This is a genomic window from Corallococcus sp. Z5C101001, assembly GCF_007352635.1.
Lineage (GTDB): Bacteria > Myxococcota > Myxococcia > Myxococcales > Myxococcaceae > Corallococcus > Corallococcus silvisoli.
The window spans coordinates 1-16,964 of the sequence record NZ_VKLU01000006.1 but is presented as its reverse complement, the minus strand read 5'-3'; the positions used below and the strand labels follow the sequence as shown (position 1 = coordinate 16,964).

The 16,964-nt window shown below is 70.8% G+C and carries 16 protein-coding genes and 1 tRNA gene; 9 read left to right on the top strand and 8 right to left on the bottom strand.

All coding sequences use genetic code 11. From position 1 onward, the window contains the following. Nucleotides 1-21 precede the first annotated feature (21 nt). On the bottom strand, nucleotides 22-2,133 hold the full coding sequence (locus FOF48_RS15215; RefSeq protein WP_255442212.1) for a chloride channel protein: 2,112 nt from the start codon (nucleotides 2,131-2,133) through the stop codon (nucleotides 22-24). A gap of 177 nt (nucleotides 2,134-2,310) precedes the next feature. Here FOF48_RS15215 and FOF48_RS15210 point away from each other — a divergent pair, with 177 nt between their 5' ends. Further along, the gene (locus tag FOF48_RS15210; RefSeq protein WP_143902262.1) at nucleotides 2,311-2,751 is read left to right on the top strand and encodes a peroxiredoxin; all 441 of its coding nucleotides are present in this window, start codon (nucleotides 2,311-2,313) and stop codon (nucleotides 2,749-2,751) included. Nucleotides 2,752-2,760: 9 nt separating this feature from the next. Here FOF48_RS15210 and FOF48_RS15205 read toward each other — a convergent pair whose 3' ends face one another. From FOF48_RS15205 to FOF48_RS15195, 3 genes are all read right to left on the bottom strand, one after another. Next, entirely contained in the window at nucleotides 2,761-3,534 is a 774-nt protein-coding gene (locus FOF48_RS15205; RefSeq protein WP_143902260.1) for a DUF1109 family protein, read from the bottom strand. Next, complete coding sequence (locus FOF48_RS15200) at nucleotides 3,534-4,103, bottom strand: RNA polymerase sigma factor (protein WP_186001926.1); 570 nt, start codon at nucleotides 4,101-4,103, stop codon at nucleotides 3,534-3,536. Before FOF48_RS15200 ends, FOF48_RS15205 begins: the two co-directional genes overlap by 1 nt. Before the next feature lie 112 nt (nucleotides 4,104-4,215). After that, on the bottom strand, nucleotides 4,216-5,643 hold the full coding sequence (locus FOF48_RS15195; RefSeq protein WP_143902258.1) for a site-2 protease family protein: 1,428 nt from the start codon (nucleotides 5,641-5,643) through the stop codon (nucleotides 4,216-4,218). 97 nt (nucleotides 5,644-5,740) lie between these two features. Between FOF48_RS15195 and dusB the strand changes: the two genes are divergently transcribed. Beyond that, on the top strand, nucleotides 5,741-6,754 hold the full coding sequence (gene dusB, locus FOF48_RS15190; protein WP_143902256.1) for a tRNA dihydrouridine synthase DusB: 1,014 nt from the start codon (nucleotides 5,741-5,743) through the stop codon (nucleotides 6,752-6,754). On the opposite strand, the gene FOF48_RS15185 is transcribed toward dusB, so the two are convergent. Beyond that, nucleotides 6,733-8,049 carry a glycoside hydrolase family 1 protein gene (locus tag FOF48_RS15185; RefSeq protein WP_143902254.1) on the bottom strand — a complete coding sequence of 439 codons (1,317 nt, stop codon included), beginning with the start codon at nucleotides 8,047-8,049 and terminating at the stop codon, nucleotides 6,733-6,735. The genes dusB and FOF48_RS15185 overlap by 22 nt on opposite strands. 347 nt (nucleotides 8,050-8,396) lie before the next feature. Between FOF48_RS15185 and FOF48_RS15180 the strand changes: the two genes are divergently transcribed. From FOF48_RS15180 to pyk, 4 genes are all read left to right on the top strand, one after another. Further along, nucleotides 8,397-8,600, top strand: coding sequence for a hypothetical protein (locus FOF48_RS15180; RefSeq protein ID WP_014399699.1), 204 nt, complete (start codon nucleotides 8,397-8,399; stop codon nucleotides 8,598-8,600). A gap of 128 nt (nucleotides 8,601-8,728) precedes the next feature. Continuing rightward, entirely contained in the window at nucleotides 8,729-10,189 is a 1,461-nt protein-coding gene (locus tag FOF48_RS15175) for an NFACT family protein (protein WP_143902252.1), read from the top strand. Nucleotides 10,190-10,340: 151 nt separating this feature from the next. Continuing rightward, nucleotides 10,341-11,156 (top strand): hypothetical protein, encoded by an 816-nt coding sequence (locus FOF48_RS15170; protein ID WP_143902852.1) that lies wholly within the window; start codon nucleotides 10,341-10,343, stop codon nucleotides 11,154-11,156. A gap of 99 nt (nucleotides 11,157-11,255) precedes the next feature. Further along, nucleotides 11,256-12,686, top strand: coding sequence for a pyruvate kinase (pyk, locus tag FOF48_RS15165; protein WP_143902250.1), 1,431 nt, complete (start codon nucleotides 11,256-11,258; stop codon nucleotides 12,684-12,686). A 10-nt stretch (nucleotides 12,687-12,696) separates the two neighbouring features. Here pyk and FOF48_RS15160 read toward each other — a convergent pair whose 3' ends face one another. Next, complete coding sequence (locus FOF48_RS15160; RefSeq protein WP_143902248.1) at nucleotides 12,697-14,205, bottom strand: HD family phosphohydrolase; 1,509 nt, start codon at nucleotides 14,203-14,205, stop codon at nucleotides 12,697-12,699. 172 nt (nucleotides 14,206-14,377) lie between these two features. Here FOF48_RS15160 and rpe point away from each other — a divergent pair, with 172 nt between their 5' ends. Next, complete coding sequence (gene rpe, locus FOF48_RS15155; protein ID WP_143902247.1) at nucleotides 14,378-15,031, top strand: ribulose-phosphate 3-epimerase; 654 nt, start codon at nucleotides 14,378-14,380, stop codon at nucleotides 15,029-15,031. Between the two features lie 4 nt (nucleotides 15,032-15,035). On the opposite strand, the gene FOF48_RS15150 is transcribed toward rpe, so the two are convergent. After that, entirely contained in the window at nucleotides 15,036-15,431 is a 396-nt protein-coding gene (locus FOF48_RS15150; RefSeq protein ID WP_143902245.1) for a two-component system response regulator, read from the bottom strand. A gap of 254 nt (nucleotides 15,432-15,685) precedes the next feature. Here FOF48_RS15150 and FOF48_RS15145 point away from each other — a divergent pair. Then, nucleotides 15,686-15,762: transfer RNA gene (locus tag FOF48_RS15145), tRNA-Pro, on the top strand. Nucleotides 15,763-15,938: 176 nt separating this feature from the next. Here FOF48_RS15145 and FOF48_RS15135 read toward each other — a convergent pair. Beyond that, nucleotides 15,939-16,172 (bottom strand): integrase core domain-containing protein, encoded by a 234-nt coding sequence (locus FOF48_RS15135; RefSeq protein ID WP_255442211.1) that lies wholly within the window; start codon nucleotides 16,170-16,172, stop codon nucleotides 15,939-15,941. 188 nt (nucleotides 16,173-16,360) lie between these two features. Here FOF48_RS15135 and FOF48_RS15130 point away from each other — a divergent pair, with 188 nt between their 5' ends. Next, nucleotides 16,361-16,894, top strand: coding sequence for an RHS repeat-associated core domain-containing protein (locus FOF48_RS15130; RefSeq protein ID WP_143902241.1), 534 nt, complete (start codon nucleotides 16,361-16,363; stop codon nucleotides 16,892-16,894). Nucleotides 16,895-16,964: the final 70 nt, after the last annotated feature.

Genomic DNA, 16,964 nt, shown 5'->3' with positions numbered 1-16,964 from the left:
GCCGGCCCGCTGGCTCCAGGGTCAGTGCGTCGCCTCGGTCGGGGTGATGGGGTAGTCGCCCCTGGCGTGCGCGCGGGTGTGCTGGGCGAAGAGGAAGCGCCGGACGGCGGCGCGGGTGATGAGGCCGCACGGGGCCAGTCCCAGCACGGGGGCCACGGGTAGCGCGTCCACGTCCTCCTGGTCCATCACCTGGAGCGCGTGCGCCAGGTCCGAATCCGGGGCCAGCGCGGGCAGCTTGCGCGCCAGGTCGCTGGCCACGAGCAGCGGGTACATGGATTCATCCCGCCACACCTCGCGCAGCTGCTCCACCTGCACCGTGCCGTAGAGGTTGCCCTCCGTGTCCAGCACCGGCAGCGTGCCGGCCTCGGACGTGAGCAGCTGGTCCGTCAGCGAGCGCAGGGGCGTGCCCGCGGGCACCGCCGGGACCTCCGTCATCAGGGCCCGCACGTGCGTGCCCGTGAGCAGGTCCTCGTCGCTCTGCACCTTGGGCGCGGTGCGCTCCGTGAGGTAGTGGCACAGCGCGGACGCGATGGTGCAGGTCACCATCAGCGGCAGGATGATTTCATGGCTGCCGCTCAGCTCGTACAGCATCATCATGCCGGTGAGCGGGCCGCGCGTGAGCGCCGCCACCGCGCCCCCCATGCCCACGATGGCGTACGCGCCGCTGGGCCCGGTGGAGAGCGGGAAGAAGTAGTGCACCAGCGTGCCGAACGCGCCGCCCGCCATGGCGCCGATGACGGCCGCGGGGAAGAACGTGCCGCCGGAGCCCCCCGAGCCGATGGTCAGGGACGTGGCCAGGAGCTTCAGCACGCACGCCGTCACCAGGAAGAGGAAGGGCAGCTGTCCGGCCGCCGCCAGGTTGATGAAGTCGTGCCCGCTGCCCCACACCGTGGGGCTGAGGAACACGAGCACGCCCGTGCACAGGCCGCCCAGCGCCGCGCGCACCGGCAGCGGCTTCTTCCCCAGCCACGGCGACAGCGTCCCGCCCGCCTTCCCATGGAAGAAGTGCTCCACCCCGTGCAGCAGCTTCACGAACGCGAACGCGAGCAGGCCGCACCCGATGCCCAGCGCCGCGTAGGCGAACACCTCCGAGCCGCTCACCAGCTCGTAGTTGACCCGGTTGAGCATGGGCGCTTCGTCCAGCACGCCCCGGCTCACCAGCGTGCCCGCGACGCTGGCCAGGATGATGGGGGAGAACACGCGCAGCTCGAACTCGCGCAGGATGATCTCCATCGCGAACACCGCGCCCGCGATGGGGGCGTTGAAGGACGCGGAGATGCCCGCGCCCGCGCCGCACGCCAGCAGGATGGACAGCTCCTTGCGGCTGAACCCCAGCACGCGCCCCACGCTGGACGCGAACGCCGCGCCGCCATAGACGATGGGGCCTTCCCGTCCCGCGGACCCGCCGCTGCCAATGGTGATGGCGGACGCGATGAGCTTGAGCAACCCCCGGTCCGCCGGCACCACGTTGTCGCCGCTCTTCACCGCGCGCACCACCTCCGGCAGGCCGTGGCCGTGCGTCTCCGGCCGGTCGCGCAAGAGCCGCCCCACCGCGAGCCCGCCCACCGTGGGCGCCAGCAGCATCAGCCACCAGGGCAGGTGCGGCAGCGCCGCGGGCAGGTTGTGCGCGTGGCCGAACACCGCGTTCACGGCCGCCAGCCCCACCAGCGGGTAGTAGAGCGACAGCGCGCCCAGCGTCAGCAGCGACAGCAGCCTCAGGCGCCGCTTCACCTCGTCGCGCGGCCCTCCCGGCTCGATGACCCGCGCCAGCAGCAGCGCGCCCAGCGCCAGCGGCACGCCCACGAGCGCGTATTCCAGGTGCCAGCGCGCGGACGCGAGCGACTCCATCAGCGTGCGCAGCCGCTGCGGCCGGAACGTGACCGACAGCTCCGCGGCGCTGAACGTGATGCCGCTCATCACGCCAATCAGGTTGGAGAAGATGCCCGCCGCCAGCCCGCTGTACAGGCCCACCACCGCCCCCGCGATGGGCAACACGGACGGCGTGGGCAGGCGGATGCGGTTGGAGGCGCCCAGCAACACGAGGATGAGGCGCGAAAGGTTCTGCCGTGCCCACGCGGTGAGCGCGGCCACGCGCTGCCTTTGGGCAGGCGGAGGTTCGTCGGAGTTGTTCATTTGGAGCACCTACTAAACGGAGGAGGGCGGTGGGTTTCAAGCTTCTTGATGGCGGCGCGCGGTCCGCGCCGTCCGCCTGCACTCCACTCCACACATCGTCCGAGCGGTGCCCGGCCGCCTGCCCCCGGGGCGTGCTACGACGGCCCCGGTTTCCACCCGAAGCAGGAGGCATCCCACATGCTCAAGCAGGGAGACGTGGCGCCGGAGTTCACCGTGCAGGACTCCACGGGCCAGACGCACCGGCTGTCGGACTACCGGGGCCGCAACGTGGTGCTCTGGTTCTACCCGAAGGCGGACACCCCGGGCTGCACCGCGGAGGGCTGCTCCTTCCGCGACCACAAGGCCCAGTACGAGCAGAAGGGCACCGCCATCCTGGGCATCAGCTTCGACACGCCGGCGGAGAACCAGGCCTTCTCCCAGAAGTTCGGCTTCAACTTCCCCTTGCTGTGCGACGTGGATCGAAAGGTGGGGCTGGCCTACGGGGCCGCGGATGACGCCTCGGCCGCCAACGCGCGCCGGGTGGGCGTGGTCATCGGGCCGGACGGCCGCATCAAGGAGTGGCACGCCAAGGTGGACGCGCGGGCCTTCCCCCAGGAAGCGCTGGCCCGGCTCCAGTAGGGCGCCGCCTCAGGGCGCGAAGGTGCGGGACGGCAGGCGCGAGCGGACGAACACCGCCACGCCCGCCAGCGCCAGCCACGGCAGCACGTGGCCCAGCATCAGGTGGTCCGCCGCGCCGTCGGGGCAGTGCACGTGCAGCACCAGCGTGCCCACCCCCGCGGCGGACAGGCCCGCCGCCAGCGCCCGCATGGGCTGGAAGGCGGAGCGGCAGAGCAGGACCAGCGCCAGGGCCAGCGGCACCACGGACAGGGCCACCTCCGTGCCCATGCACCCCAGGGTGCTGGTGAGCAGGGGCCTCACCTGGACGCCGGAGCCTCCGGCCAGCTGCGCCAGCGCCACGGCCAGCGCGCCCACCGCGACGAGCCCCAGGGGCCACGTCCGCTGCCGGGGCGCGAGCGCCACCATCGCCCCGCCGCCCACGCCCGCGACGATGAGCAGCGCCACGAGCGCGATGCTCAGCGTGGACGCGGAGTTGAGCAGCATCCCGTGCCGGCCCACCACGAGCAGCCCCACCGCGCCCACGCCCAGATAGGTGGCCAGCAGGACCGCCACCTCCTTCCACCACGGCGTGGGACGGGGGTGCGCGGCCAGCTCCGTGAGCGACCGGCGCCGCGCCTGTTCGAGCTTCGCTTCGTCGACGGGGAGGGGCGGTGGCGGGGAGCCCAGGTCCTGGAATCCCTCCACGAGCGCGCGGCAGTCCGCGCACCCGGCCGTGTGTGACGCCAGCTCCGGAGGCAGCGGGCCGGTCAGGCAGTCCAGGACGCGTTCGCACTCGGGCGTCATCACGCGGTCTCCTGATGAAGGGGGGCCAGCAGCTCGCGCAGGCGCGCGTAGCCCCGGTGGGCGCGGACCTTCACGGCGCTCTCGGTGAGGCCCAGCGCCTCGGCGATCTCCGCGAAGCCCATGCCTTCGAAGCGGTGCATGAGGATGGGCAGCCGCTGGCCCTCCGGGAGCCGCGCCAGGGCGTGCTGCACGGCCCGCTCCAGGCCCACGTCGCGCGGCTCCGGGGTGTCCGCCACGACGGTGAGGGGCAGCTCGCCCTCGGGCGTGAGGTCCTCCGGCCGGCGGTGGCGCCGGGCGTGGTCCCGCGCGGCGTTGGTGGCGATGGCGTACAGCCAGGGACGGACGCGGGACCCCACCTGGTACCGGCCGCGCGAGCGAACGAGGGACAGGAACGTGAGCTGGGCCAGGTCCTCGGCGGTGGCGGGGCTGCCCGTCAGGCGGGACAGGTAGCCCTGGATGGGGCGCGCGTAGCGCTGGAAGAGCGCGTCGAACGCGGGCGCGTCGCCCTGGCAGAACCGCCCCATCAGTACCTCGTCCGAGTCGGCCTCGCCTCCCGAGGATGCCGGCATGCCTCCGGTACGCATGGGCTCGGGGGAGGGTTTCACGACAGGGGGCGAAGGGCTCACGGAAGGGGGCGCGGACTCTAGCCCCGGACATGCGTCCAGGGCAGCGGACCTTGAGTCAGGGCGTGGCGGTGGGCTGCAAGCGCGTCAGCCAGTCCTCGAACGCGGCGTGACCGTGCAGGTGCGACAGGTCCTCGTCGGAGGCGGCGTACGCCGCGTCCCGGAAGCCCAGCGCCTCGGCGCGCTGGAGCAGGCGCACCGCGTCCGCCACGTTGCCCGCCCTGGCGAAGGCACACGCCGCGTCGTACGCGATGCCCGCGTCCGGGACGTGGCCGAGCGCCGCCTCGCTCACCGCCGCGGCCTCCGAATAGGCCCCCCGGATGAACAGCGCCCGCTCCGCGCACCGGAACGCGGCCGCCGCGTCCACGCGGGGCAGCCGCAGCGCCTCCGTCACCTGGCCCAGGCGGATGAGCGCGCCCGCGTACTCGTGCATCACGGTGCGGTCCTGCGACTCACCCCACGCCTGCTTCCAGTAGCCCACCGCCCGGGCGTCGTCGCCCACCAGCGAGAAGGCCGCCGCCACCGCGTGCATCTCCACGGGCTGGCCCTGCACCTGGGAGAAGTGGTCGAGCGCGGGCCGCCCATGGCCCTGCTTCAGCGCCACCCAGCCCAGCAGGTAATGGGCCCGGCTGGTGAGGCCCGCGGACAGGCCCGGGGTCTCCAATAGCTGGGTGCCCAGCCGCCACGCGTCGTCCAGCCGGTCCTCGCGCAGCGCCTGCTGCGCCTCGCGCAGGCCCTGGGCCTGGGGGCCCTCCTCCTCCTTCGCCTCGTTGCGCGCGCGCATCACCTCCGCCAGCACGCGGAACGCCTGGAAGCCGAACATGGCGAAAAGGACGCCCATGAACAGGGCCCCGCTCTTGATGGCCAGCAGCACCACGCCCACGCACAGGCCCAGCGCCAGCACGTGGGACACGATGAAGCCCCGCCGCCCGAACATCCGCGTCGCCAGCGCCGTGCTGATGTGGCCCCCGTCCAGCGGCGGCACCGGCAGCAGGTTCAGCACCGCCCACGCCATGTTCGCGAAGAAGAAGTTGCCCAGGAAGAAGTCCGCCATCTCCGAGCGGCCCCGCACCTGCATCAGCACCGCCCAGCACAAGACGCCCAGCGTCAGCCCCGCCAGCGGGCCCGCGAAGCTGCTCACCACGTCCTTGTGCCAGGGCAGCGGCGCGTCCGTGTTGGGCCGGGTGACGCCGCCCATGAAGACCAGGTCCACGCTCGGCCGGTATCCATAGAAGCGGAAGGCCACCGCGTGCCCCAGCTCGTGGACCAGCACGGACACGAAGACGATGAACATCCACGACAGCACGTAGGCCACCACCGCGCCCATGTGGCCGGACGACGAGGGGTCGGCCAGCTGGTCCCCCAGCCACCCGGCACCCGAGTGCCGCCCCGGCACCGGCAGGGAGTTGTAGGCGAGCACCGCGGAGAACAGCAGGTGACTCGTGTGGACGTGGACGGGGACGCTCCCGAGCCGAAAACGGAACATGGAGGGGGACCTTAATCGTTGCCCCCCACTCGCGCAGGGCCGTTCTCACGCCCCGCGCGCTTCTGTTTCCCTCCGTCGGGTATAGGGTGTCGCCGCCATGCTGAAGCTGGGTCCCTACACGCTCCCCAACCCCTACATCCTCGCGCCCATGGCGGGCGTGAGCGAGCGCCCGTTCCGCGTCATCGCCTTCCGGCTGGGCGCCGCCCTGTGCCCCACGGAGCTCGTCAGCGCCCAGGGGCTGATGCGCCAGAACCAGCGCACCCTCAAGTACCTGCGCTACGACGCCCGGGTGGAGAAGCCCTACTCGCTCCAGATCTTCGGCGGCGAACCGGAGGCCATGGCCCAGGCCGCGCAAGTGGGGAAGGCCGCGGGCGCGCAGCTCATCGACATCAACATGGGCTGCCCGGTGAAGAAGGTGGTGCGCAACGGCGCCGGCAGCGGCCTCTTGTGCGACGTGCCCCGCGCGGCGGCCATCGTCCGGGCCATCCGCGAGGCCACCGGCCTGCCCGTCACCTGCAAGATCCGCTCGGGCTGGGACGCGCGCACGCTCAACTATCTGAAGGTGGCCGAGGCCCTCCAGGAGGCCGGGTGCGCGGGGCTCGCCCTCCACCCGCGCACGCGCGAGCAGGGCTACTCGGGGCAGGCCGACTGGTCCCACATCGCGGACCTCAAGCGCCACTTCCCGGAGCTGCCCATCATCGGCAATGGGGACGTGAAGACGGTGGCGGACGCCCACCGCATGCTGGACGTCACCCGCTGCGACTTCGTGATGATTGGCCGCGGCGCCCTGGGCAACCCGTGGCTCTTCCGGGAGCTGGTGGGCGGCCCGCCGGCGTCCCCCCAGGAGCGCTGCGCGCTGGTGCTGGAGCACGCGCAGGCCCACGCGGAGTTCGTCGGGGACGCCCTGGGCGCGGTGCGCTCCTTCCGCCGCCACCTGGCCTGGTACGCCCATGGCCTGAAGGGCGCGGCGCACTTCCGCGCGGAGGTGAACGGGCTGGACTCGCCGGAGGCGGTGGAGGACAGCGTGCGCCGCTTCTTCGCGGGCGCGGACACCGACCCCACGGCCCCTCTGGAGGAGCCGGAGGTGGACTACCGGGCCGCGCTGGGCTGAGCGACGGCCGCGGGCGGCACCAGCACGCGCCCCGTGGCCACCGCGCGGAAGTAGTCGCAGGCCGGGGTGGGGCGGCGCTCCAGCGTGTCGAAGTCGACGTGGTAGAGGCCGAAGCGCGGGCCCCAGCCCTCCAGCCACTCGAAGTTGTCCAGCAGGCTCCAATAGAGGTAGCCCTGCACGTCCACGCCCTCCGCGCGCGCGGTCAGCACCTGCTGGAGGTGCGAGTGGAGGTACTCCGGCCGCGCCGCGCCCGCCCGGTCGTCGACGCCGTTCTCCGTCACCCACACCGGCTTGCCGTAGCGCTTCACCTCGTGGAGCAGCTGGAGGAAGCCCTCCGGGCGCCGCTCCCAGCCGATGTCGGTGAGCCCCCGCCCGTCCGGGTCGCGGTACTTGAAGTCGATGAAGGGCGGGCGCGGCATGAAGCGCAGGTGCGCGCGCGTGTAGTAGTTGACGCCCACGAACTCCACGGAGTCGCGCGCCTCCGGGATGCGCACGTTCGTGGACGCGACCCCCGGCATGAAGACGCGCAGGTGGCCGGAGAACAGCGCCTCGTGGAACGCGTGGTTGTAGGCGGGGGCCGCCAACCGCACCAGCGAGCGGTCCAGGGGATGCCACCAGCGGTCCGGCGTGAACGCGAGCATGTTCTGGGAGATGCCCAGCTCCACCCGGCCCAGACGCTGCCCCAGCTCCTCGCGCGCGATGGCGTGCGCGCGCACCATGTTCTCCAGGGCCGCCATCGTCTTCGCCCCGTCCGTGATGCCTGGAGGCATCAGGCCCTGGAGGTAGCCGCCCAACAAGAGGACCATCGGTTCGTTGAAGGAGATGACGAGCGCGTCCAGGCCCTCCAACAGGGGCGCGCACTGGCGCACGTACCGGCGGAAGGCCTCCAGGCTCTCCGGAAGGTGCCAGGGCGTGGACGCGTGGAACCACGTGGGGTGGGTGAAGTGATGGAGCGTCACCACCGGCCGCAGTCCGTGCGCGCGCAGGCGCAGCAGCCGCTCGCGGTACGCCTCCAGCGCCGCCCCGTCGAACCGGCCGCGCTCGGGCTCGATGCGCGCCCACTCCAGCGACAGCCGGAAGGCGCCCGCGCCCACCGCCTTCGCCAGGGCGTAGTCCTCCTCGTAGCGGTTCCAGTGGTCCACCGCGCGGCCGCACCGCGCGCCGGGCTCCTTCAACTTCCCCTGCCGCTCCCAGGCGGCCCAGTCGTTCTCGATGCCGCCCTCCACCTGGTACGCGGACGTGGCGACGCCGAAGGTGAAGGACGCGGGGAAGGTCAGCGGGTCAGCAGCTCGCATGCGGGGCGGCACCGTAGGACTTCGCCTCCACGACGGGAAGCGACGCGATGCGTGCGCGCGGGTTGCTCGGCAGCGGACACCCGGACCCGCCGCGCCGACCCCCGAAATGCGTCCGGAGCCGGAAATTCGGCTCCGCGCGCGACGCGCCGGACCCCCGAAATGACCGCCACGAACGGTTCGAAGCGCCCGGAGGCCAAAAATCGGCCTCGCCGCGCACTGCAATACATCACCATGCGTTGACACACTGGCATGTCGCCCGTACCATTCATTTCAAGCACTCACGTTCAGTCCAAAGTGGGTGCAGGGCTCGCGTCCTCGCGGGCCTCAACACTGAACGGAGGATTCCGATGGCCGCGAAGAAGAAGACCGCGAAGAAGGCCGCGTCGAAGAAGACCGCGACGAAGAAGACTGCCCGCAAGGCCCCTGCCGCCAAGCGCGGTACGGCCAAGAAGGCCCCGGCCAAGAAGGCCGCCGCGAAGAAGTCCGCGCGCAAGACCACCCGCAAGAGCGCCAGCAAGGCCGCTGCGGCCCCGGCGACCCCGGAAGCCTGAAGTACGGCGTCATGACGGACGTCGGTTGACGTCCAGTGAACGGCTCGGCGAAACCCGCCGGGCCGTTTTTCTTTTGCGGGCCAGGGATTCCAAGCCCTTGCGGCCCGCCGTCCGGAAGGGGCCCGTCCATGTCGCTGCGTCCGGTGGAGTTCGAGGAGGTCGTGGCGGAGGTCGCGGCCCGGCTGGTGGGCGCGGTCGCCCAGAAGGCATGGTGCCCGCTGCCCCGGCTGGCCTACCTGGAACTGCGCGTCCCCGGCAGATCGGTGGTCCTGTGCCTGTGCGCGGAAGGGGAGCTGTCGCGCCTGTCCGTCGCGGAGGACCGCTTCCCCACGCCGGGAGAGCCCGCCCCCTTCCAGCGCTGGCTGCGCCAGGAGCTCACCGGCTTCAAGCTCCAGGGCGCGCGCTACCTGGAGGCCTCCCGCGCCGTGGTGCTGGAGTTCGAGCGCGAGGCCGTGCGCCGCCGCCTGGTGCTGGAGGTGGGCGCCCCGGGCGGGCTGCTCCTGCTGAGCGACAACGAGCGCGTGCTGATGCTCTCCGGCGAGGGCTTCGGCGCGCGGCGCAACCTCTACCCCGGCGCGCGGTGGTCCCCGCCGGAGCCCGTGTCCGCCGAAGCGCTGGCGAAGGGCAGGGCGCAGCCCTCGCGCCTGGCCCTCGTGGACGCGGACCCTCTCCCGAACCTGCAAGCCGCCGAACGGGTGCTCGGGCAGAAGGACCGCACCAGCCGCGCGGATGCCATCCGCCGCAGGCTCGCGCAGCCGTACCGGGCGCGGCTGAAGCGCTCCTCCCGCACGCTGGAGAAGGTGCGCGCGGAGGCCCAGCGGGGCCCGGAGGCGGAGAAGCACCGCGAGGTGGGCGAGCTGCTCGCGCAGAACCTGCACCGGCTCAAGCGCGGCGCCTCGCAGGTGACGCTCACCGCCTATACGGAGCAGGGCGTGGAGGAGGTCCAGGTGAAGCTGGACCCGAAGCGCACCCCGAAGGAGGAGGCGGACTGGCACTTCCACCAGTACCGGCGCCTGCTGCGCGGCGTGGAGGCGGCCCGCCACCGCGAGGCGACGCTCGGGCGCGAGGTCGCGCACGCGCAGCTGTCGCTCCAGCAGATTGAAGCGATGGATGACGCCGCGCTGCTCGCGCAGGCGGAGGTGCTCCAGGTGACGCAGGGAGAGGAGGGCCCGAAGGAGGGCCTCCCCTTCAAGGAGTACGTGGGCCACGGCGGCTCGCGCATCTGGGTGGGGCGGGGCGCGGAGGACAACGACGCGCTCACCTTCAAGGTGGCGCGTCCCTGGCACCTGTGGCTGCACGCCCGGGGGCTGCCAGGCAGCCACGTGGTGGTGCCGGTGGAGAAGCACGCGGAGGTGGCGCAGGAGGTGCTGCTGGACGCGGCGCACCTCGCGCTGCACCACTCGGGGGCGAAGGGCGAGCCGCGCGGAGAGGTCAGCTACATGCCGGTGAAGTTCGTGCGCAAGCTGAAGGGCGCCGCTCCCGGGCAGGTGACGTACGCGCGGGAGAAGACCTTCGTGGTGCGCATGGAGCCGGAGCGGCTGGAGCGGCTGCTCAAGTCGCGTCACGGGGGCGACCCGGCCCTGCCCTGAAGTCGGAAGGGGTGGGAGGGAATCAACCCCGCTTGTCACGCGCTGCGTGTGGGCGTGGTCGCCGGGCGGACGGGCGTCCAGCCCCTGGCCTTGAGTCCGGAGAAGTGCCGGGTACGATGCCCCCCGCGTGACGCCCGAAGCCTTCCGCCAGATGTCCCTGTTCCCGCGTGGCTCGTCCGCGGAACGCGCCTCCGTTCCCGCGCAGCGCGTGCCGGAAGGGCCCGCGCCCCTGCCGCCGCGCAACCGCGTTCCAGAGGAGGCGCCGCGCGTCCTCACCGCGTCGCGCGAGGAGCTGTGGTCGCGCGCGGAGTCGCTCGCGTGGCGCCTGAGCGCGAACCTGGGCATGCCCGTGCGCCTGGCCGTGACGGACAACCGCTCCACCATGGTGTCCTTCCGCCGGGGCTCGCAGGTGCTCCAGCTGCGGCTGCACCACATGTTCCTGGATGCGCCGGAGCAGGTGGTGCGCGCGGTGGCGGACTACGCCGGCCGGGGCCACCGCGCCGCGGGCGGCCTGCTGGACGAATACATCCGGGGCCAGCAGCCGCTCATCCGCCAGCTCCGCCGCGAATCCGACGCGGAGTTGAATCCGCTCGGCCGCTGCTTCGACCTGCGCGCGCTCTTCAACGGCGTCAACGAAGCGCACTTCCAGAACGCCATCCAGGCGCGCATCGGCTGGGGCCGCATGCCCCCTCGCCGCCGCCGCAAGTCCATCCGCCTGGGCGTCTACGACCATCAGACGCGGGAGATCCGCATCCACCCCGCGCTGGACAAGCCGGACGTGCCCGCCTTCTTCGTGGAGTTCATCGTCTTCCACGAGATGCTTCATCAACTGTTCCCCAGCAGCAACCGCACCGGCCGCCGCGTGCATCACCCGCGCGCCTTCCGTGAGCGCGAGCGCACGTACCCGCATTACGCCGCCGCGCTGCGTTGGGAGCGCGAGAATCTGGGCGCGCTGTTGCGCGGTTGATCGTCCGCCGAGCCGCCTGGACATTTACTGGTTTACCTGCTCGGCCTCCTCTTGGGACTGCTTGACCGAAACGCGGTGGAGCCGGATGTTCGCGCTCCTATGCGACGAGCAAAGATTGTCTGCACCCTCGGCCCCGCCAGTCAGACCCCGGAGATGTTGGAAGCGCTGCTGGAGGCCGGCATGGATGTGGCCCGGCTCAACTTCTCCCACGGCAGCCACGAGCAGCATCAGGCGAACATCGACATGCTGCGCGCGGCCTCGCTGAAGGTGCGCAAGGCGGTGGGCATCCTGGGCGACCTGCAGGGTCCCAAGATTCGCACGGGCCGCTTCATCACCGGCAGCACGGAGCTGAAGCCGGGCGGCACCTTCCACATCACCACCGACGAGACGGTGAAGGGCACGGACGAGATCGTCTCCACCACGTACCCGCACCTGGCGGCGGACGTGAACCCGGGCGACCGCATCCTGCTGGACGACGGCCTCTTGGAACTGCGCGTCGTGGAGACGGACAAGAAGCAGCTCATCAAGACGGAGGTCATCCACGGCGGCACGCTGAAGAACAACAAGGGCATCAACCTGCCCGGCGTGGCGGTGCGCGCGGACGCGCTCACGCCGAAGGACCGCGAGGACCTCATCTTCGGCCTCAAGGCGGGCGTGGACTACATCGCGCTGTCCTTCGTGCGCCAGCCGTCGGACCTGGACTCCGCGCGCCAGGCCATGGCGGAGGTGGGCCGCACGGTGCCCATCATCTCCAAGCTGGAGAAGCCGGAGGCCATCGCGCGGCTGGACGCCATCCTCGACAAGACGGACGGCGTGATGGTGGCCCGCGGCGACCTGGGCGTGGAGATCCCCCCGGAGGAAGTGCCGGCCGTCCAGAAGGACATCATCCGGCGCTCCAACCTGCGCGGCCTGCCGGTCATCGTGGCCACGCAGATGCTCAACTCCATGATCGACAACCCGCGCCCCACGCGCGCGGAGGCCAGCGACGTGGCCAACGCCGTCTACGACGGCGCGGACGCGCTGATGCTGTCGGGTGAGACGGCGAGCGGGAAGTTCCCCCTGGACTCCGTGCAGATGATGGAGCGCATCATCCTGGCGGCCGAGTCCTCCGCCCGCGCCCAGTACCTGCCGCGCGTCATCGACGCGCCCCTGGGCCTGCCGCTGCACTTCCCGGACGTCATCGCGCGCGTCGCGTGCGAGGCGGCGAAGGCCAGCGGCGCCACGCTCATCGCGGCCTTCACGCTGTCGGGCGTGACGGCGCGGCTGCTCGCGCACTACCGGCCCACGGTGCCCATCGTCGCGTTCAGCCCGAACCAGGAGGTGCGCCGCCGCCTGTCGCTGCTCTGGGGCGTGGTGCCACGCGTGCTGGAGCCCATCCAGGAGACGGAGACCATGCTCCGCCGCGTGGAGGAGGAGCTGGTGTCGCGGGGCCTGGCGCGCAGGGGCGACCGCATCGTGGTGGTGTTCGGCGCGCCGGTGGGCCAGCCCGGGAAGATCAACAGCCTCCGGCTGCACACCATCAGCGCCTGAGGTGACGCGCCTACGCCGGGCCCTTCTTGAGGGCCCGGCGGGGAATCTCCGCCTCGACGAAGATGGCGAACAGGTCCCGGTCCAGCTGGCCGGCCCCCACTTCCTTGTTGAGGATGTCCAACGCCAGCCCGTGCGGCACGGCCTTCTTGTAGGGCCGGTCGCTCGCGGTGAGCGCGTCGTAGATGTCGCAGATGGACATCATCCGCGACTGCACCGGAATCTCCGGGATGGCGCGCGGGTAGCCCGTGCCGTCCAGCTTCTCATGGTGCGCGTAGGCGATCTCCGGCACGCGGCGCAGGGCGCGCGTCCAGGGAATCTGGGACAGGAAGCGGTAGGTGTGCTCGACGTGGCTCTCGATTTCGCGGCGCTCCTCCGGGGAGAGGGTGCCGCGGGTGATGGAGAGGGATTGGATTTCATGGGGCAGCAGCAGGGGCTGCCCCTGGTCGTGCGCGTCGGTGTACGTGAGCTTGCCCAGCTCCAGCAGCCGCTCGAAGTTGCCCTGCGCGAGCACCGTGGGCCTGTTGCAGGTGAGCAGGAAGGCCATCACCTCATCCAGCTGCGCCAGCTCCTGGGCGAGCCGCGCGTCCTCCTCCTGGTGGATGGCGGGCAGGGCGGCCACGCCGCGCGCCTCCACGGACGCGAGCCTGCGGCGGGAGCTGCGCAGCTGAAGGTCCTTGCGGGCCAGCTGGAAGCGGGCGCGCAGCGTCTCCAGCTCATGCGGGTAGAGCTTCTCCGCCTTGACGAGCACGTTCTCGCGCACGCCCACCTTGCCGAAGTCGTGCAGCAGCGACGCGTACCGCAGCTCCTGGATCTCCACGGCGGAGAAGCGCGTCAGCGCATAGGGGCCGGTGGTGTGGTGCTCCAGCGCCTGGGCCAGGGACACGGTGAGGTCCGCGACGCGGCCGGAGTGCCCCGCGGTGGTGGGGTCGCGCGCCTCGATGGCGACGACGGACGCGGAGACAAAACCCTCGAAGAGGCGGTTGATCTCCTCGTGGAGGAGGGCGTTCTCGATGGCGCCCGCGGCCTGGGCGCCCAGGGCGAGCAGCAGCTCCTCGTCCTCGGCGTCGAAGACGCGCCCGCCGCGCTTGTTGAGGGCCTGGATGACGCCCGTCACGTCCCCGTTGGCGTCGCGCATGGGGACGCAGAGGATGGTGTGGGTGCGGTAGCCGCTGGAGATGTCGAAACTGCTGTTGAAGCGGGGGTCGGCGTAGGCGTCCGGGATGTTGATGACGGCGCCGGTGTGGGCGACCTGCCCGGCGATGCCGCTGCCCATGGGCAGGCGGATTTCATTCTTGGAGCCCTGGGCCACCTTGCTCCACAGCTCGTTGCGCTCGCGGTCCAGGATGAAGAGCGAGCAGCGGTCCGACTCCACGACCTTGGTGGCCTCATAGAGGATGAGGGGCAGCAGCAGGTCGAGGTCCCGCTCGGCGCTCATCGCCTTGGCGACATCCAGGATGGAGGTCAGCTTCGCGAGCCGGCGGGACAGGTTGGGGGAGGCGGGCACGGACTGGGGAAGCACCGGGGCGGGCTCCGTGGGATGCGGCGGATGGCCGCGGGCGCACCGGGTTGTAGCACGCGCCCTGTCTTGGCCGCCCCACCCACCACCCCCTGGGTCCACCTCTGTCCGCCAGGCTTCTGTCCAGCCGGGCAGGGGTACCGTGGCTTCCGGGAAGCGACTATGAAGCGCCGCCATGAGACGCCCTGTCCGCATCGCCCCGTCGCTGCTCTCCAGTGATTTCAGCCGTCTGGCCGAAGAGGTCCGCGCCGTCGAGGCCGCTGGCGCGGACTTGATTCACGTGGATGTCATGGATGGCAGGTTCGTGCCCAACATCACGTTGGGGCCGGTGGTGGTGGAGGCCATCAAGCGGGTGGCGACGAAGCCGTTGGACGTGCACCTGATGATTCTGGAGCCGGAGAAGTACGTGGAGGCCTTCGTGAAGGCGGGGGCGGATGTGCTGACGGTGCACCAGGAGGCGAGCCCGCACCTGCACCGGACGCTCCAGCAGATCCGTCACCTGGGGGCGAAGCCGTCGGTGGTGTTGAACCCGGGCACGCCGCTGGTGGCGATTGAGGAGGTGCTGGGGGACGTGGACATGGTGCTCTTGATGAGCGTGAACCCGGGGTTCGGGGGGCAGTCGTTCATCGAGTCCACGGTGGACAAGGTGCGCCGGCTGCGCGCGATGTTGGACGCGCGGGGGCTGGACGTGGACATCGAGGTGGACGGCGGCATCAACGCGCAGACGGCGAAGCGCGTGGTGGACGCGGGGGCGACGGTGCTGGTGGCGGGCAGCTACGTGTTCGGCGCGAAGGACTACGCCCAGGCCATCCAGTCGCTGCGGCCCTGAGGCTTCAGGCGGCTTCGGTCGGCGCGGGGGGGCGCGCGGCGGCGGTGGCGAGCCGGGCGATGCGGGTCATGAAGGTGGGGTCGCACGGCTTCACTTCGTAGTCGTCGGCGCCCAGCTCGAAGCACACATGGCGGGTGAACTGGTCCTCCACGCCGCTCAGCATGATGACCTTGCAGTCGCGGGTGGCGGGGTCCTTCTTGAGCTGCGCGAGCAGATCGCGCCCGTCCTGGTGCTGGTTGATGTCCAGGATGATGACGGCGGGCTGGTGCTTGCGAGCCAGCTCCAACACATGTTCGGAGGTGGTGTCGGACACGCACACGAGGCCAGAGCGCTTGGCCTCCCGCGCGAGGGCGGACACCACGAGGGGCTCATCATCCGAGATGAGGACAGTTGGAGGCATCAGGGTCCTCTGTGGGGGAACAGGGGCGGATCAACGTGCTACACCTTGGAAGTACAGGAAGGCCCGGATCTTGTGAAGAGGGTGAACATTGTCCCGTCCTGAAGGGTAGGTAGGACAACAGTCGGGGGACCGGGGAGGGGGTGGAGGGGTGGGGAAGGGCGGTTTGAAAGTGGGCGTTGACTCAAGGAAGTGGCTCGGATAGATCCGCCCACGCTTCGTCGGCCCGAGGGCAGTTCCCGGCGCGGCACGGATATCGGGGAGTGGCTCAGCCTGGTAGAGCACTTGGTTCGGGACCAAGGGGTCGCAGGTTCAAATCCTGTCTCCCCGACCATTCAGTGACGGGCTGGAGGCCTTCTGGGTCTCCAGCCCGTTTCTATTTTGGGGCTTCCGGCTTCATGCCCTCCAGCATTCGGATGGCCGCTGACTTGGCCGCTGGGCTCAGGTGCATGTAGCGCTGGGTCGTGGAGAGGTTCTGGTGGGCGTGATCCGCTCTCGTGGACAGGTTGACTATGCCGCTGCCCGTTCGAACTGGGCCGGCGAAGCGTAGACGATTGCCGAGTGCATGCGTTGCTGGTTGTAGAAGACCTCGATGTAGTCGAACAGCTTCCCCTTCGCGTCGTTGGCGCTCTCGAAGGCCTCACCCAGTTCGTTCTTGAGCGTGCTGAACCAGCTCTCCATGGCCGCGTTGTCGTAGCAGTTGCCCCGACGGCTCATGCTGCAGCGCAGGCCGTGCCGTTCCAAGACACGCTGGTAGTCTCCTCCTCCCCGACAATACGGCGGACTGCACTCGCGGAGGCGAGGCCGCCGCCTGCGGCATCTACCACCTCATCACCGACTATCTGGGCAAGCCCGTCCTCACGCTGGACGAGCAGGGCCGTGTCTCAGGAACCGGAGAGTACGACGCCTTCGGCCACGTCAACCGCGTCAGCGTGGACGTTGAGACGCCGCACCCGTACACCATCGCAACCTCCGGCCCCTTCGGCACCGTGATGAAGCAGCCTGCCGTCGCGGGCACCACTCTCCAGCAGCGCGTCCTCTTCGATGCTCTGGACCTGTGGAGTGACTTCGAGCAGTGCACGGACGAGTACAGTCAGGGCCGCAACGACACCGTGTCCCTACGCGATGAATCCACCGGTACGGACCTGGCGACGCTGACGCCCTGGGACAAGGGACGCTCCTGGACATCCTGGTTCACCCCTGGGGCGTCCGGCGTCCGCGCCGCCCTCAACAACACGGGCTACAAGTTCTGCACCATCGTCGCGGAGTACTGCAGCTGCGGAGGGGTGGGCACGAAGACGCAGAAGGGCGCCGTCATCTCCGGCTATGAGTACCGCCGGGTCCAGACGGGCGCGTCCCCCTTCTGGACGCCCCTGCGATTCCCGGGGCAGTACCATGACGTGGAGACCGACCTCTTTGAGAACTGGAACCGTTACTATGACCCGAGTATCGGGCGATACCGGTGAGCGTCAAGGTAGTTGTCGCGTGAGAGGGTTCAGCCGATGTGCTTCAGCTCCTGCACTCCCGATGAGGGGT

Excerpts from the sequence above, each read along its gene's own strand:
- FOF48_RS15215 (WP_255442212.1), bottom strand. The coding sequence starts at position 2,133 with ATGAACAACTCCGACGAACCTCCGCCTGCCCAAAGGCAGCGCGTGGCC.
- FOF48_RS15210 (WP_143902262.1), top strand. The coding sequence starts at position 2,311 with ATGCTCAAGCAGGGAGACGTGGCGCCGGAGTTCACCGTGCAGGACTCC.
- FOF48_RS15205 (WP_143902260.1), bottom strand. The coding sequence starts at position 3,534 with ATGACGCCCGAGTGCGAACGCGTCCTGGACTGCCTGACCGGCCCGCTG.
- FOF48_RS15200 (WP_186001926.1), bottom strand. The coding sequence starts at position 4,103 with ATGCCGGCATCCTCGGGAGGCGAGGCCGACTCGGACGAGGTACTGATG.
- FOF48_RS15195 (WP_143902258.1), bottom strand. The coding sequence starts at position 5,643 with ATGTTCCGTTTTCGGCTCGGGAGCGTCCCCGTCCACGTCCACACGAGT.
- dusB (WP_143902256.1), top strand. The coding sequence starts at position 5,741 with ATGCTGAAGCTGGGTCCCTACACGCTCCCCAACCCCTACATCCTCGCG.
- FOF48_RS15185 (WP_143902254.1), bottom strand. The coding sequence starts at position 8,049 with ATGCGAGCTGCTGACCCGCTGACCTTCCCCGCGTCCTTCACCTTCGGC.
- FOF48_RS15180 (WP_014399699.1), top strand. The coding sequence starts at position 8,397 with ATGGCCGCGAAGAAGAAGACCGCGAAGAAGGCCGCGTCGAAGAAGACC.
- FOF48_RS15175 (WP_143902252.1), top strand. The coding sequence starts at position 8,729 with ATGTCGCTGCGTCCGGTGGAGTTCGAGGAGGTCGTGGCGGAGGTCGCG.
- FOF48_RS15170 (WP_143902852.1), top strand. The coding sequence starts at position 10,341 with ATGTCCCTGTTCCCGCGTGGCTCGTCCGCGGAACGCGCCTCCGTTCCC.
- pyk (WP_143902250.1), top strand. The coding sequence starts at position 11,256 with ATGCGACGAGCAAAGATTGTCTGCACCCTCGGCCCCGCCAGTCAGACC.
- rpe (WP_143902247.1), top strand. The coding sequence starts at position 14,378 with ATGAGACGCCCTGTCCGCATCGCCCCGTCGCTGCTCTCCAGTGATTTC.
- FOF48_RS15150 (WP_143902245.1), bottom strand. The coding sequence starts at position 15,431 with ATGCCTCCAACTGTCCTCATCTCGGATGATGAGCCCCTCGTGGTGTCC.